This is a genomic window from Dactylosporangium sp. NPDC049525 (assembly GCF_040676755.1).
In the GTDB taxonomy this organism is placed as follows: Bacteria; Actinomycetota; Actinomycetes; order Mycobacteriales; family Micromonosporaceae; genus Dactylosporangium.
This window is the reverse complement of record NZ_JBFAPO010000025.1, coordinates 35,140-48,848: the sequence shown is the minus strand read 5'-3', so window position 1 is coordinate 48,848 and position 13,709 is coordinate 35,140. Positions and strand designations below refer to the sequence as shown.

The following is a 13,709-nucleotide window of genomic DNA, read 5'->3' as shown; positions in this document are numbered from 1 at the left end:
TCACTGCTCAACGCTGCCCTCGATCATGCCGAAGTCCGTGCCCGGGTGCGCAACGCGGAATGCAACAGCGCCTCCGACCGCCGTCAGAGGTCCAGGACGAGTCGGGGCGAGCGCGCGCGGCCGACGCAGATCATCATGACCTCGCCGCGCTCGCGTTCGGCGTCGGACAGGACGGTGTCGCGGTGGTCGGGGATGCCGGCGAGGACCTTGGTCTCGCAGGAGCCGCAGTAGCCCTCCTGGCAGGAGTACGCCGCATCCGGTACGGCGTCGAGGACCACGTCGAGCAGGGAGCGCTGCGGCGGTACCACCAGCACCATCCCGCTCTGGCGCAGCTCCACCTCGAACGCGTCCCCACCGGCCGGGGGCGCTGTGGCGGTGCCGGTGAAGCGCTCGAGGTGCAGCTCCCTTCCGGTGGTCGCGCACACGGCGGCCGCGGCGTCGAGCATCGGGGCGGGACCGCAGGCGTAGACGACCGTGTCCGGGGCGGTGGCGGCGACGATGTCGGCCAGTGGCAGGTGTCCCCCGGTGTCCTGCGGATGCAGGTGCACTGCACCGCTCGGCAGTTCCGCGGTGAACGCCATCGCCGAGCGGCTTCGTCCGCCGTACCAGAGCGTCCACGGCACCCCGGCAGCGGCGGCGGCGCGGGCCATCGTGAGGATCGGGGTGATCCCGATGCCGCCGGCGAGAAACAGGTAGCGCGGCGCCGCGGTGAGTTCGAAGTGGTTGCGCGGCCCGAGCACCTCGAGGATCCGGCCGGCGAGGGCGGTCTCGTGGATCTCGCGGGAGCCGCCCCGGCCCTGCTCTTCCCGCAGCACCGCGATCCGGTACGAGGTTCGGTCGTCCGGGTCGCCGCACAGTGAGTACTGCCGCAGCTGGCCGCTGGGCAGCCGCAGGTCGATGTGCGCGCCCGGCCGCCACGGCGCGAGGGGTGCCCCGGACGGCTCGGCGAGGCGCAGCGAGAGGACCGCGTCGGCCTCCCAGGTGACCTGGGTGATCCGCAGCCGTTGAACGTCGCCGCTCATGGCCGGCCGAACCCGTAGATGTCCATGGTGGACGCTCCGGCCCGGATACGCCGCAGGTATTCGGACTCGGCTGAGGCCCGTGCCTCGGCGGCGGCGGTGATCCGGGCGAGCTCGGCGGCCGGGAGCGCGACGATGCCGTCGGCGTCGGCGACGATCATGTCGCCGCGGTAGACGGTCACGGCGCCCAACGGCAGCGGCGCGCCGATCGGGCCGGTGGCGTGCTTGACGGTGCCGCGGATCGCCGTCCAGGTGCTGAAGGCTGGGAACGGCAGGTCGCGGAGGCGTTCGACATCGCGGACGCCGCCGTCGATGACGAGGCCGGTCACGCCGCGGGCCAGGGCCGCCTCGGCGAGGACTTCGCCCCAGTAGCCGAAGGGCTCGCCGCCGCCGTCGACGACGAGCACGTCGCCGGGCTCGGCGTGTTCGAGGGCGAGGTGCAGGGCGAGGTTGTCGCCGGGTGGGGCGGAGACGGTCAGCGCGGTGCCGGCGAGCGCGGCGCCGGGCCAGGCGGGGCGGATGCGGTGCGGCAGGATGCAGTCGAGCCCCGAGGCCTCGTACAGCGTCGCGGTGCCGAGCGCGAGCAATGCGGCGCTCACGAGACGGCCCGCCGTGGCGTCGCGATGCCGGCGTTCAGCGGTGCGGCGGTCATGAGACGGCTCGCCGCGGCGCCGCGGTGGCCGGCGGCCAGCGGTGCGGCGGTCATGAGCCGGCCCGCTGCAGCGCGTGGTAGCCGTGCCGGGCACGTGCGGCGGCGATGGTGTCGCCGGCGAGGACGTCGGCGAGGATCGCCGCCTCCCGCTCGTGGATCTCGGCGCAGATGGCCGCGAGGCGCTCTTCGACGTCGGCGGGCACGGCCACGACGCCGTCCTCGTCACCGACCAGGAGCTGGCCGGGCGCGACCTGGACGCCGCCAATGGTGACGGGCCGGCCGGTGTCGGAGACCTCGACGCGGTCCTTGCCGGTGCGCATGAACCGGCCCCGGCTGTAGATCGGGTAGCCGGTGCCGAGGGCGCGGGCCACGTCGCGGCAGACGCCGTCGATGACGGTGCCGGCCACACCGCGCTGGTGGGCCGTGGCGGTGAGGATGTCGCCCCAGACAGTGCAGTCGGTGCGCCCGGCGTTGTCCAGGACGACGACCGACCCGGGTGTCACGTCGTCGAGGTAGTCGCCGACGGTCCCGGCGGGGTGCCCGGCGGTCACGTACCGCACCGTGAACGCGCGGCCGAAGAGTCTCGTGCCGGGGAAGAGCCCGGCGAGCCCGTGCAGGGAGCCGGGGCGGCCGAGGCGGTCGAGTCCGTCGGAGATGGTGGCCGTCGAGAACGCGGCCAGGGGGTGCTCGGAGGTCATGAGGGCTCCAGGGTGGGGAACTGCGAGTCGTGCATCACGGCGGTCACGGGACGGCCGGCGAGGACGTCGGCGACCATGGCCGCCTCCCGTGCGGCGATGCGCTCGGCGAGGGTGACGACGTCCGCGGCGCGGGCCGCGGGGACGAACGCGACGCCGTTGACGTCGGCGATGACGTAGTCGCCGGGGTGCACGGGGTGCCCGGCGAAGGTGACGGGCTCGTCCATGGCGAGCTGCACGATGCGGCCGCGGGCGCTGACGGGCACCACGGCCTGGGAGAAGACCGGGAATCCGAGCTCCTCGGCCTCGCCCGCGTCGCGGCAGGCGCCGTCGACGACGACCCCGGCGATGCCCCGCTGCTGCGCGGCGCGGGTGAGGATGCCGCCCCAGCAGGACACGTCGGGCCGGCCGCCGTTGGCGATGACGAGGACGTGGTCGGCTCCGGAGTCGTCGACGGCCCGGGCGGCGATGTGGTCGAACGGTCCGGGGCCCTGCCGCGGGCCTGCCTGCACGGTGCGGACCAGCCCGGCGACCACCGTGCGGTTCGGCCAGACCGGGCGCGGGCCGAGCGTCACGCCGGGCAGGCCGAGGGTGTCCAGGGCGTCGGAGACCGCGCACACGTCCAGGGCGCGCAGCCGTGCCAGGAGCGAACCGGCGCTCACGCCGCCACCTCCGCTGCGCTCCGGCGTCGGCCTGAGCCAAACCTGAGCCCCTGATTCACGGCTCCTCCGCTACGCTCCGGCCCGCTCATGCCGCCCCCTCCGCTACGCTCCGGCCCGCTCATGCCGCCCCCTCCGCTACGCTCCGGCCCGCTCATGCCGGCTCCCACGTCTGGAACGCCATGGCGCAGCCGGTGCCGGCCTCGGTGCGGTAGCACGGTTCGTAGGCCAGCAGCCGCGGGCGCAGCGGCGAGGCGTGCAGCGCCCCGGCCACGACGATCCAGTTGCGCAGCTCGGAGGTGCCGGAGCGCAGCAGATCGTCGCCGAGCCCGCGCAGGTGGGCGGCGTCGCGGTCGGCGAGGGCCTGGAGGAAGGCGCGGTCGAGTTCCTCGTCGACGACGAAGTGGCTCAGGCCGCCGGAGGCGACGACACCGACGCGCAGGTCGGCGGGGAAGCTCGCGATCGCGGCGCCCAGCGCGACGCCGAAGTCGAAGCAGCGGGCCGCCGAGGGCGGGTTGGGCTGCCAGAAGGTGTTGACGAACAGCGGGACCACGGGCAGAGTGTCGCCGCCGCCGAGCAGCTGCTGGAAGACGAAGCCCCAGCCGTGCGGGATGCCGTGGTCGCCGTAGCGGCCGGCGGGCAGCGTCAGCGACGCGGCAGGGTCGAAGCCGGCCGCGGAGGTCTCCCGGATGAGGTGCCGGGCGAGCGGTTGGTGGCCGCGGCGGACGGTCGGCTCGGCGGGCACGTTGGCGACCTCGGCGACGGCGAGGCCGGGCGGCATCGCGTCGAGCGCCGCCTGGGTGAACGGCTCGTGGCGCATGCTCTCGCCCCAGTAGAACGCGAACTGGGGCAGCAGTTCGTCGCCGTAGACCTCCTTGTGGTCGCTGGAGACGACGACGAGGGCGTCGAGGTCGGCGCCGGTGAGGATGGCGCCGAGTTCGTCGATCGCGTGGCGGGAGGCGGCGTGCCGGGCCGCCTGGGCCTCGGGCTTGCACTCCCCCGCGAAGCCCGGCGCCCGTAGGGCCAGGAGGTCGTCGTAGGTGTGGTCGTGGCCGCGGTAGGCCAGGGCGGGGTTGCGCCGGTCGGCGCCGCCGCGCAGGCCCCACTGCTCCGGTGGGGTGCTCAGCAGCGGGCCGTGGGAGGTGCCGGCGCCGAGGGCCAGGGTGGCCACGTCAGTGCTCCAGCCGGAACAGGGCGCGGGCGGTGCCTTCGAACAGCTGGGCGCGGTCGGCGTCGGTGAGCCAGGCGATGTCGCCGATGAGCAGGTGGATGTCGTCGATCCAGCGGCCGGTGGCGGGGTCGCGGACCGAACCGGTGCCGGGCTTCTCGCTGCCGAACAGGCACCGGTCGGCTCCGACGGTCCGGATCAGCAGCTCGATCGCGTCGGCGGTGTAGAGGCAGGTGTCGAAGTACAGCTGCCGCAGTTGCTCCTCGAACGCGATCCCCTGGCGGACCGCGGAGGCGTAGAAGCGGCCCTTTTGGTACGGGATCGCGCCGCCGCCGTGCGAGACGATGACCTTGAGATCCGGGAAGTCCTTGAACACGGCCGACTGCAGCAGGCCGACGACGGCGAGGGTCTCCTCCTGCACGAAGTGCAGTGAGTAGCTCTCCCGGGCCGGGGGCCGGCATCCGGCGGAGTGGATGAGCACCGGCACGTCGAGCTCGCACAGCGCCTCCCAGACCGGGTACCAGAACCGGTCGCCGAGCCCGGGCGGCTGGGCGAGGCCCTCGCAGGGGTCCGGGTTGAGCATCGCGCCGACGAACCCGAGTTCGGTGACGCAGCGGCGCAGCTCGGCGGTCCAGGCGGCCGGGGTGAGCTCCATGCTCTGCGGCAGCCCGGCGACGCCGCGGAACCTGGGTTCGACCTGGCAGGCCAGGTGGATGGCGTCGTTGGTCTCGGCGGTGAACCACTCGACGAGCTTCGCGGGCGACTCGCTGTGCATCATCTGGAACGGCCGCGGCGAGACGAGCTGCAGGTCGATGCCGGCGTCGTCGAGGTGGCGGCGGTGCGAGACGCCGCCGAAGCTCTTGCTCGGTGCGTCGAGGGCCGCCGCGACCTGGTCTTTGTCCAGGCCCGCGCCACTGCGGCCGTGGGCGCCGCGGTGCGCGAGCAGCCCCGCCTTGTAGGCGTACAGCTCTGCGGGGGCGCTGATGTGCCCGTGGACGTCGATGTACATCGGATGACGCCTCTCGTGAGGTGGTACCGGCAGGGTAGGCACGCATGACCTGATGCCGGAATGAACGATGTCAGAATTCCTGTGAGTGGAATATCAGCGACTTTATGGTCACCGGCAGCACGGTGGAGCCCGGCAACGGCAGGCCGATGTCGACCAGGTCCAGCGCCTGCGCCTCGACCCCGTCGACCGCGACGACCGGGCCGCGCCAGCCGAACTCGTCGCGCAGCAGCACGCCGAGGGTGCGCCCGACATCGCCGTCGACGAGCAGGCACAGCGGCGCGTCCGACCCGCGGACCCGCCCGGCCGCGGTGCCGATGCCGTCCACGGTGGCCCGCAGCCGGGCGTAGCTCGGCGGCCCGTCCCAGCGCAGCGCGAGCGCCGCAGCGAGGGCCGCGGCCGGGTCCAGCCGGTCGAGCGCGGCCCGCACGGCGCGCTGGGTGCCGGCCGCGTCGCCGATCGGGGCGTCGACCGGGCACACCGGCAGGTTGCGCAGCGGCAGCACGGCGTCGGCGAGCACGGTGCTGCCGCTGACCTGCACGGTGTGCTGGGCGGCGCCGATCACCGTGGCCCGGATGCCCAGCGGCGCCTCGACCAGCGGCCCGGGCAGCGCTCCCGCCCGGTCCAGCAGCGCCGCGGCGAGGGCCGGGCCGTGGTCGCCGAAGTCGCGGGTCTCGCGGCCGTAGACGTATTCGGCGACCCCGCCGGAGCAGCGCACGGCGTCGAAGCGGCCCAGACGCGCCGCGGCCGTGAGGATCGGGCCGGGGTCGGCGGTGTGTCTGGCACCCACGGGCACCCAGTCCGTCGCGGTGATCACGCCGCGCTCGACCGCCGCGAGCTTGGTGGTGGCCCCGCCGATGTCGACGTTGAGCACCCGGGTGCCGTCCGCCCGGGACGCGGCCACGGCGCCGGAGCCGTGCGCGGCCAGCACCGCCTCGAGATGGTCGCCGGCGACCGCGCACACGAACCCGCCGGCGCTGCGGGCGAAGACCTCGGCGACGCTGCGCGCGTTGGCCGTGCGGGCCGCCGCACCGGTGACGATCACGGCTCCGGTGTCGATGTCCACCGTGGACAGTCCGGCGGCCGCGAGCGCGGCGGCGTAGGCGTCCTCGACGAAGGCCGCGTCGATGTAGTCGCCGTCGAACCGGGTCGCGGCGATCTCGGAGCGGTGCAGGATCTCCCGCCCGGCAACCTCGTGCCGGGCGGTGAACCCGGTGCGGCGCAACAGGATCCGCGAGAAGACGAAGTGCGTGGTGGCCGAGCCGATGTCGGCACCGGCGCTGGTGAGGACGATGTCGTCGGGGAGGCCGTCACTCGCCGGCATACTGCCGCCAGGCCGAGCGGTAGTGCTGCCGGCGCACGTGCGCCGGCGGGTCCCCGAAGGTGTCGAGGTCGGCCGGGTCCAGCGGCCGGGGCTGCCCGAGCAGCCGGGCGCGGTAGTTGAGCTCGGCGATCTCGTCCACCTTGATCGCGTTCACCACGGCCTCCTCCAGGTCCGCGCCGACCGCGGTGATGCCGTGGCCGCGCATGAGGCACGCGTCGGCGTCACCCAGGGTCGCGGCCAGCTCGTCGCCGAGGGCGTCGTCGGCGATGAGGATGCTGCGCTCGTACCTGGGGATGCCCTTGCGCAGCAGGCGCAGCGCGAGCGGGTCGTATGCCCCGGCCAGCGGCAGCAGCGGGGTGTCCGTCACCGAGAAGAGCACGGGCGTGAGCGGGTGGATGTGCACCACCGCGCCGACGTCCGGGCGGGCCCGGTAGACGGCGGTGTGGATGAACACCTCCCGGGGCACCCCGGTCCCGGCGGCGGCGTCGACGATGTCGGCCGCGGTGGCGTGGCGCAGCCCCGACTCGTCGGCGCCGCGGGACTTGATGAGCACCCGCCCGTCCGGGTCGCGGACGCTGACGTGCCCGGCCGGCTCGCGGGTCAGGCCGAGCCGGCCCAGCGTGCGGCACGCCAGCGCGATCCGCTCAGCCGACGTATTCGGCACGGGCCTGTCCCTTGGACACCTCGAAGTTGACGACCGCCCGCTCCGGGTCGCGGATCAACGCCATCGGGTCCTCCCCGGCCTGGACCCGCTGGATCTGCTCGCGCAGCAGCCGGCGGTACATGGCGATGCCCTTGTCCTCGGCGCCGAGGTTCTCCAGCGTGCGGTCGTAGACCTCGCCCTGGGTCTCCCAGGCCATCCGGTCCTGGCTGGAGAACGTGGTCATGGCGTGGTCGCCGTTCACGTCGACCTCCCGCGGGACGCGCTCCACGGCGGGCGGGCCGTCCACTGTGGACCCGTCCTTGCTCGGCAGCAGCCCTGCGCGGAAGAGCATCGTGCGGGTGTCATCGACGGGGACCCGCCAGTGCAGCGCCTGGCGTGGGCCCTCCGGCAGCCGCAGGATGTTCGGGAAGACGAGCGGGTGCCCGGTCTCCTCCTCGACGTCGCCGGTGCCCACGTCGCGGTACACCCGGCGCTTGATGATGCCCCACTCGAACAGCTCGAAGCCGTACTTCTCGATCGGCCGGTAGTAGTACTTGCCCTTGTCGATGCCCTTGAGGTGCATGGTGTGCCCGTGCAGCCAGTAGGTGTGCACGGTGTCGACCGCGTTCTCCATCGGCTGCAGCCAGTTGCACTGCAGGTCCTCCTCGACGTACAGGGTCAGCTGCCCGTCGGTGCGCTCCAGCACGTCCCAGCGCGGCAGGACCGGCGGCTCGCCGGGGCCGAGGTAGGCGAACAGCAGGCCGCGGTACTCCTGCACGGGATATGCGGGGATCCGGACCCGCTCGCGGGCGCGCCGGTTGTCCTGCTCGAACGGCTGCTCCAGGCACTGGCCGTCCTGATCGTAGAGCCAGCCGTGGTACGGGCAGCGGATCGCGCAGCCCTCCACGAACCCGTAGTACAGCGAGACCCGCCGGTGCGCGCACGCCTCCTGCACGAGGGCGTAGGTGCCCTCGTCGGTGCGGTACAGCACCAGATCCTCGCCGAGCACCCGCACCCGCTTGGTGCGAGCCTCGGAGAGATCGTCGGCGACGGCGACCGGGTGCCAGTACCGCCGCAGCAGCTCGCCGGCAGGGGTCCCCGGGCCGACCTGAGTGAGAAACGCATTCTGCTCGGCACTGAGCATGCTTCACGATCCTTTCGTGGACAGGGCTTCGGCGAGCATCCGGCCCGCCTCGCCGCGCAGGAGCGCCCGCTCGGACCCGTCGGCCGCGGCGCACCAGCGGGCCGCGGTGGCCGCGAGCCAGTTGGTGCTGGGCTCGCCGTCCTCGAGCTCCAGCTCCAGCTCCTCCAGGTGATCCCAGGCGCGGTCCGCGGCCGGGCTCCAGTCCAGCGCGGACTGGCTGGCGTTGAGGAAGCTCCAGAAGTCGATGAGGAGGGTCTGCGGGTCGCCGGCGAGCCGGAACTCGTCGGCGAACCGCAGCGGCAGGACGCCCATCAGACGGTGACCATCAGACGTCGGCCATCCGGCTCTGCCCACCGTTGCCGGCCAGCTCGGCCTCGAACATGGCGCGCACGGCCGGGTCCTCGTCCTCGTACTCGATCTGGTCGCCGCCCTGGGTGGTCGGCTTGTCGATCTGGTAGTTGCGGAACACCGGGTACTTCTTGGAGCCCCAGCGCAGCGCCAGGTACCGCGCGGGCGTGGTGCCGGTGTTGAAGTGCTGATGGAACCAGCGCTCCGGCGGGACCACGACCGAGCCGGCCTTCCAACGCACCTGCTGCATCGGGTCGCCCTCGGCCCACAGCAGCGAGAAGCCGACGCCGTCCACGACGATGACGTGCGCGCCCGCGGTGTGCCGGTGCGCCTTCTTGTACGTGCCGACCGGGAACTGCGAGATGTGCCCGCACATGCTGCTGTCGGCGAGCTCGAGCATGATGTTCGTGCCGCCGGCACCGCGCGCGTCCCACGCCTTGAGCTCCATCGCGGCGACATCGGGGATGAAGTTGGTCTCCCAGACGCGACGCTGGTATGCGGTGCCGTCGCCGGCGAACGATGACTGCGGGCCGAACCGGTCGGTGAAGTCGAAGTCGCATCCGTAGATGAACTCCCGGTTGTGGAACAGCCGCATCACCAGCGGGGCGCTGGTCACCGAGTAGAACCGGACGGGCTCCTTGCCGCTGGTGTTGTGGTGCCGGCTGAAGACGTTGAGCGGCACCGAGAACAGGCTCCCGGCGTGCCACTCGAATGTGCTGCGGTCGCCCTGGCCGTTCCAGAGTTCGGTGGTACCGCGGCCGGAGACGACGTAGACGAGCTCCTCGTAGAGGTGCCGCTCCGGCTCGGTCGACGAGGCCGGGGCGAGCTCGATGATGTGCGCGTCGTTGACGTCCTCGGCGCCCTCGAGCCGGGCCACGACGGCCCGGCAGCCGCGGCGCGCCCAGTCGCCGAGCTCGACGGTGCGCAGGTCCTCGATGTGCAGCCCGGCGATGACGCCGAGCCCCTCGTCGGCGAGCCACGTCTCGTAGGCGGTGGGCCGCTGGATGGACGGCAGGTCGGGTTGGGTCATGAGGCGCTCTTTCATCATCCGATGACGGTCTTCACCAGGTTGGTGGCGTCATTGCGGCCCTTGGTGAGGAAGTCCCAGTTGCTGGCGTCGAAGTACTTGACCGCGCGGTCCGGGATCTCCCACTTGGGTGTGTCGGTCGCGGGCTGCACGTCGGTGCGGGTGCTGACCGAGCCGTACGCGTCGTTCCAGACCTTGTTGCCCTCGCTGCAGGCCAGCCACGACGCGAGCAGCTTGCCGGCGTTGGGGTGCGGCATCTTGTCGGCGACGGCGAGGTAGCCGAACCCGCTGGTGATCTGCAGCAGGTCGGGCACGATCACCTTGATCGGCAGCCCGTCCGCGGCGGCGGTGGCGACGTCGGCCTGGCCGAACGCGATGCCGATGGCGTACTTGCCCTTGGCGACGTCGTCGACGCCCTGCCGGGAGTCGCTGCTGAACACCGGCTTCTGGTCGTGGTAGAGCTTCGTGACGTAGTCCTGGCCGTAGCCGGGGTCGGCCAGGAACATGCCGACGTTGTACACCGCACCGCCCGACTTACGCGGGTCGATCATGAGGATCTTGCCGGTGTACTTCGGGTCGAGCAGGTCCTTCCAGGTCTTCGGCTCGTCCTTGACCAGGTTGGTGTTGATGACGTACGGCAGCGACACGTACTCGCTGATCTTGAGGATGCTGGAGTCCGGGTCGATGAACGGCGTGGAGCCCTGCCGCCACTGGTCGGCGGACTGCACCGACGCGGGCAGCGTGTCCTTCAGCGAGCCCAGCCACCCGGACGCCTTGTAGGTGTTGGCCATCGTCTCGCCACCGCCGACGAACACGTCCTGGGAGTAGATGTTGGCCTGCCGCTCGGAGCGCAGCCGGGCGGCGTTGTCGGAGCCGCCGGTGCCGATGTAGTCGACGCTGATGCCGTACGCCTTCTGGAACGCGGCCGGCAACTGCTCGCGGACGTTCTGGTCGGGCGGGCCGGACATGACGACCTTGCCCTCGGTCTTGGCCGCGGCGACGAGCGCGTCGGTGGGCGGGATGCAGCCGGTGCCGGAGCCGGACGCGGCGACGGGGGTGTCGTCGCCGGCGTCGTCACCGCAGGCGACCATGGTGGAGATGGCTAAGGCGGCGAGGGCGGCAAGTGCGCCGGCCCGCCAGGGGCGTCGGGTCATGACTGGGCCTTCTTCCGATCAGCGGGGGGTGTACGGCGGCGCAGACGGCCGCTGGTGAGTGCCCGTGCGACGAGCGCGACGGAGACGGTGAGGACGCTGATGACCACGCCGAGCGCGGAGGCCTGCTCCAACGCTCCGCTGGTGCTGTACTCCAGCAGCAGGATCGACAGTGGTCGCGAGTTCTGGCTGCTGAGCAGGACCACCGTGCTGATGTCGCCGACGGCGGAGTGGAACGTGAGGATGCCGGCCGCGGCCACGGACGGGCCGAGCAGCGGGAGCATGACGTGGCGGTTGGCGCGCAGGAAGCCTGCGCCGGCGAGCCGGGCGGCGTGCTCGTGGTCGGGGTTCACCTGCATGAGCGCGGCTTTGATCTGCTGGGTGCCGGTGGACATGTGGCTGATGACCACGGCGATGGTGAGGCCGAGGACGTTGCCGTAGAGCACGGTGCGCAGCGGCGTGGCCAGGTACAGCCAGAGCAGACCGAGCCCGAGCAGGATGCCCGGGATGGCGGCCGGCAGCCACGCCATGACGTCGATGCCGCCGCGGGTGGCCAGCCGGCTGCGCACGATGGCGTAGCCGACCGCGAAGTACACGGCGATGCCGAGCACGGTGGCGATGAGCCCGAGCAGCAGGCTGTTGCCGATCGCGGAGAGGAACAGGTTGTCGTTGAACAGCGTGTGCCACTGCCGGGTGGTGAACGGCTCGCGGATGTCGAAGAAGCCGAAGCGACGCATGAACGAGCCTGTGATGATCGCGGCGACCGGCAGCACGGTGGTGATGAGCACATACAGCCAGACGAGGCCGCCGGCCACCCAGCGTCCGGCCCGGCCGAGGCGCACCGGCTCGTCGTTGAAGGAGTGCCCGGTGACGGTGACATAGTTGCGCCGCCGCACCGCGAGCCGCTGCAGGACCGCGAGGAGCACCAGCACGGGAATGAACACGGCCCCCAGGGCGGTGGCGATGCCGTACTCCGGCGGGTTGCCGCGAATCCACTCGTAGATCTGGGTGGAGTACACGTTGATGCCGATCGGCGTGCCGAGCAGCAGCTCGATCTCGAACGCCTTGAGCGAGTAGATGAACGCCAGCAGCCCGGCGCCGAGCATGGTGGGCAGCATGATCGGCACCGTGATGCGGGCCGCGGTCTGCCACCGGCTCGCCCCGCTGAGCAGCGCCGCCTCCTCCAGCCCGGCGTTCATCCGGCGGAAGCCCGGGATGAGCAGGATGGTCATGATCGGCACGGTGGTCGCGGAGAGGTGGGACCAGATGATGCCCCAGTAGCTGTAGATGTTCAGCGGCCCCTGCCCGTCGGCGCCGACCCCGAACGCCGCGCGCAGGACCTGGTTGACCGCGCCGGTGGCCGGGTCGAGCAGCAGGATCCAGCCGAGCGTCATGGACAGCGACGGGATGAAGAACGCGAACCAGAACGCGACCTCGACGGCTCTGGCCCCGGGCAGGTCGGTGCGGGCGATGAGCCAGGACAGCACCGTGGCCACGACCAGGCCGATGAGGACCCGGGGCACCGCGAGGCGCACGGTGTTCCAGGCGGCGTCGCGCAGCGTCGGGTCGGCGAAGGCGGTGCGCCAGTTGTCCAGGCCGTAGCTGGTCGGCTGGCCCGGCGCGGCGACGTTGAGGCTGTTGAGCAACAGCAGCGTGATCGGCACCAGGGTGACGGCGGCGACCGCGGCGAGGGCCAGCAGGGCGCGCCAGGACAGCCGGCGCGGGCGGCGGGGCGGGGTGCCGGCGGCGGGCGGCGCGGGCCGGTTCAGCACGGCGGTCACCGCGGCCACACCGTGGCCCGGGCGGGATCAACGGTGAGGGCGAGGGTGTCGCCGAGCGCGAACGGGGCGTGCCGACCGCCGGTGACCACGGCGGTCCCGGCGCCGATGCGCAGGATGTACTCGATGCTGTCGCCGAGGTACGCCGCGGACTCGACCACGCCCCGCAGCTCGTTCGGGACGGCCGGGCTGGACAGGGCGGGGCGGATGTCGAGGTCCTCGGGCCGGCAGTAGAGGGCGACCTTGTCCCCGTCGGCGAGGTCGGTGGCGGCGGCGAGGTCGACGTGCGCGGCGCCGTCCAGGAGCACCCGGACACCGCCGGGGGTGCGCGCGAGGATGCCCTCGACCATGACCACGCGGCCGAGGAAGTCGCGGACGAACGGGGTGGCCGGGCGTTCGTACAGCTCCGTCGGCGCGCCGACCTGCTCGACCCGGCCGCCGTGCATGACGGCCACCCGGTCGGCCAGCGAGAGCGCCTCGTCCTGGTCGTGGGTGACGAAGAGCATCGTCGTGCCGAGCTCGCGGTTGAGACGACGGATCTCGTGGCGCATCTGGGTGCGCAGCTTGGCGTCGAGGTTGGACAGCGGCTCGTCGAGCAGGAGCAGGTCCGGGGCGTAGACCAGGGCTCGGGCGAGGGCGACGCGCTGCTGCTGGCCGCCGGACAGCATCGCGGCGGAGCGCCCAGTGACCGCGCCGAGGCCGGTGACCTCGAGGATGTCGGCGACCCGGCGGCGGCGCTCGGCCTTCGCCACGCCGCGCATCTTCAGCGGAAACTCGACGTTCTGCCCGACGGTCATGTGCGGCCACACGGCGTAGGACTGGAAGACCATGGCGATGTTGCGCTTCTCCGGCCGCAGCGCCTTGCCGGTGGCACCGTCGGCGAGGGCGCGCCCGGCCATCGCGATGGTGCCGGCGTCGACGCGCTCCAGTCCGGCGATCATCCGCAAGGTGGTGCTCTTGCCGCAGCCGCTCGGGCCGAGCAGCGCGAAGATCTCGCCTCTGGGCAGGTCCAGGTCGACGCCGTCGACGGCGGCGACGTCCCCGAAGCGCCGGGTGACCCCGCGGAGGGTCAGGTGGGCCATGACCTCATTCTCT

Annotated in this window: 14 protein-coding genes; all 14 read right to left on the bottom strand. The window is 72.5% G+C overall.

Annotated features, from left to right (window positions below; all coding sequences use genetic code 11):
* Positions 1 to 83: 83 nt before the first annotated feature.
* Positions 84 to 1,022 carry a PDR/VanB family oxidoreductase gene (locus tag AB0K00_RS30845; protein ID WP_363527271.1) on the bottom strand — a complete coding sequence of 313 codons (939 nt, stop codon included), beginning with the start codon at positions 1,020 to 1,022 and terminating at the stop codon, positions 84 to 86.
* Positions 1,019 to 1,618 carry a 4-carboxy-4-hydroxy-2-oxoadipate aldolase/oxaloacetate decarboxylase gene (locus tag AB0K00_RS30840; RefSeq protein ID WP_363527268.1) on the bottom strand — a complete coding sequence of 200 codons (600 nt, stop codon included), beginning with the start codon at positions 1,616 to 1,618 and terminating at the stop codon, positions 1,019 to 1,021. Before AB0K00_RS30840 ends, AB0K00_RS30845 begins: the two co-directional genes overlap by 4 nt.
* Positions 1,619 to 1,721: 103 nt before the next feature.
* Positions 1,722 to 2,369: an RraA family protein gene (locus AB0K00_RS30835; RefSeq protein WP_363527265.1), complete on the bottom strand. Its 648-nt coding sequence runs from the start codon at positions 2,367 to 2,369 to the stop codon at positions 1,722 to 1,724.
* Positions 2,366 to 3,028: a 4-carboxy-4-hydroxy-2-oxoadipate aldolase/oxaloacetate decarboxylase gene (locus tag AB0K00_RS30830; RefSeq protein ID WP_363527262.1), complete on the bottom strand. Its 663-nt coding sequence runs from the start codon at positions 3,026 to 3,028 to the stop codon at positions 2,366 to 2,368. The genes AB0K00_RS30835 and AB0K00_RS30830 overlap by 4 nt, the downstream gene beginning before the upstream one ends.
* Before the next feature lie 151 nt (positions 3,029 to 3,179).
* Entirely contained in the window at positions 3,180 to 4,196 is a 1,017-nt protein-coding gene (locus AB0K00_RS30825; protein WP_363527260.1) for a hypothetical protein, read from the bottom strand.
* A 1-nt stretch (position 4,197) separates the two neighbouring features.
* Positions 4,198 to 5,202 (bottom strand): amidohydrolase family protein, encoded by a 1,005-nt coding sequence (locus tag AB0K00_RS30820; protein WP_363527257.1) that lies wholly within the window; start codon positions 5,200 to 5,202, stop codon positions 4,198 to 4,200.
* A gap of 70 nt (positions 5,203 to 5,272) precedes the next feature.
* Entirely contained in the window at positions 5,273 to 6,523 is a 1,251-nt protein-coding gene (locus AB0K00_RS30815) for an ethanolamine ammonia-lyase reactivating factor EutA (protein ID WP_363527254.1), read from the bottom strand.
* On the bottom strand, positions 6,510 to 7,187 hold the full coding sequence (locus AB0K00_RS30810; RefSeq protein ID WP_363527253.1) for a class II aldolase/adducin family protein: 678 nt from the start codon (positions 7,185 to 7,187) through the stop codon (positions 6,510 to 6,512). Before AB0K00_RS30810 ends, AB0K00_RS30815 begins: the two co-directional genes overlap by 14 nt.
* Entirely contained in the window at positions 7,168 to 8,310 is a 1,143-nt protein-coding gene (locus AB0K00_RS30805; RefSeq protein ID WP_363527251.1) for a Rieske 2Fe-2S domain-containing protein, read from the bottom strand. The genes AB0K00_RS30810 and AB0K00_RS30805 overlap by 20 nt, the downstream gene beginning before the upstream one ends.
* A gap of 3 nt (positions 8,311 to 8,313) precedes the next feature.
* Positions 8,314 to 8,622, bottom strand: coding sequence for a hypothetical protein (locus AB0K00_RS30800; RefSeq protein ID WP_363527248.1), 309 nt, complete (start codon positions 8,620 to 8,622; stop codon positions 8,314 to 8,316).
* A gap of 13 nt (positions 8,623 to 8,635) precedes the next feature.
* Positions 8,636 to 9,688: a cupin domain-containing protein gene (locus AB0K00_RS30795; protein ID WP_363527245.1), complete on the bottom strand. Its 1,053-nt coding sequence runs from the start codon at positions 9,686 to 9,688 to the stop codon at positions 8,636 to 8,638.
* A gap of 14 nt (positions 9,689 to 9,702) precedes the next feature.
* Positions 9,703 to 10,839 (bottom strand): ABC transporter substrate-binding protein, encoded by a 1,137-nt coding sequence (locus AB0K00_RS30790; RefSeq protein WP_363527242.1) that lies wholly within the window; start codon positions 10,837 to 10,839, stop codon positions 9,703 to 9,705.
* Positions 10,836 to 12,617 (bottom strand): iron ABC transporter permease, encoded by a 1,782-nt coding sequence (locus AB0K00_RS30785; RefSeq protein WP_363527239.1) that lies wholly within the window; start codon positions 12,615 to 12,617, stop codon positions 10,836 to 10,838. Before AB0K00_RS30785 ends, AB0K00_RS30790 begins: the two co-directional genes overlap by 4 nt.
* Positions 12,614 to 13,696 (bottom strand): ABC transporter ATP-binding protein, encoded by a 1,083-nt coding sequence (locus tag AB0K00_RS30780; protein WP_363527236.1) that lies wholly within the window; start codon positions 13,694 to 13,696, stop codon positions 12,614 to 12,616. Before AB0K00_RS30780 ends, AB0K00_RS30785 begins: the two co-directional genes overlap by 4 nt.
* Positions 13,697 to 13,709: the final 13 nt, after the last annotated feature.

What these genes read in the sequence shown, in the direction of transcription:
- AB0K00_RS30845 (WP_363527271.1), bottom strand. Translation starts at nt 1,022, where the DNA reads ATGAGCGGCGACGTTCAACGGCTGCGGATCACCCAGGTCACCTGGGAG.
- AB0K00_RS30835 (WP_363527265.1), bottom strand. Translation starts at nt 2,369, where the DNA reads ATGACCTCCGAGCACCCCCTGGCCGCGTTCTCGACGGCCACCATCTCC.
- AB0K00_RS30820 (WP_363527257.1), bottom strand. Translation starts at nt 5,202, where the DNA reads ATGTACATCGACGTCCACGGGCACATCAGCGCCCCCGCAGAGCTGTAC.
- AB0K00_RS30815 (WP_363527254.1), bottom strand. Translation starts at nt 6,523, where the DNA reads ATGCCGGCGAGTGACGGCCTCCCCGACGACATCGTCCTCACCAGCGCC.
- AB0K00_RS30805 (WP_363527251.1), bottom strand. Translation starts at nt 8,310, where the DNA reads ATGCTCAGTGCCGAGCAGAATGCGTTTCTCACTCAGGTCGGCCCGGGG.
- AB0K00_RS30800 (WP_363527248.1), bottom strand. Translation starts at nt 8,622, where the DNA reads ATGGGCGTCCTGCCGCTGCGGTTCGCCGACGAGTTCCGGCTCGCCGGC.
- AB0K00_RS30795 (WP_363527245.1), bottom strand. Translation starts at nt 9,688, where the DNA reads ATGACCCAACCCGACCTGCCGTCCATCCAGCGGCCCACCGCCTACGAG.
- AB0K00_RS30790 (WP_363527242.1), bottom strand. Translation starts at nt 10,839, where the DNA reads ATGACCCGACGCCCCTGGCGGGCCGGCGCACTTGCCGCCCTCGCCGCC.
- AB0K00_RS30780 (WP_363527236.1), bottom strand. Translation starts at nt 13,696, where the DNA reads ATGGCCCACCTGACCCTCCGCGGGGTCACCCGGCGCTTCGGGGACGTC.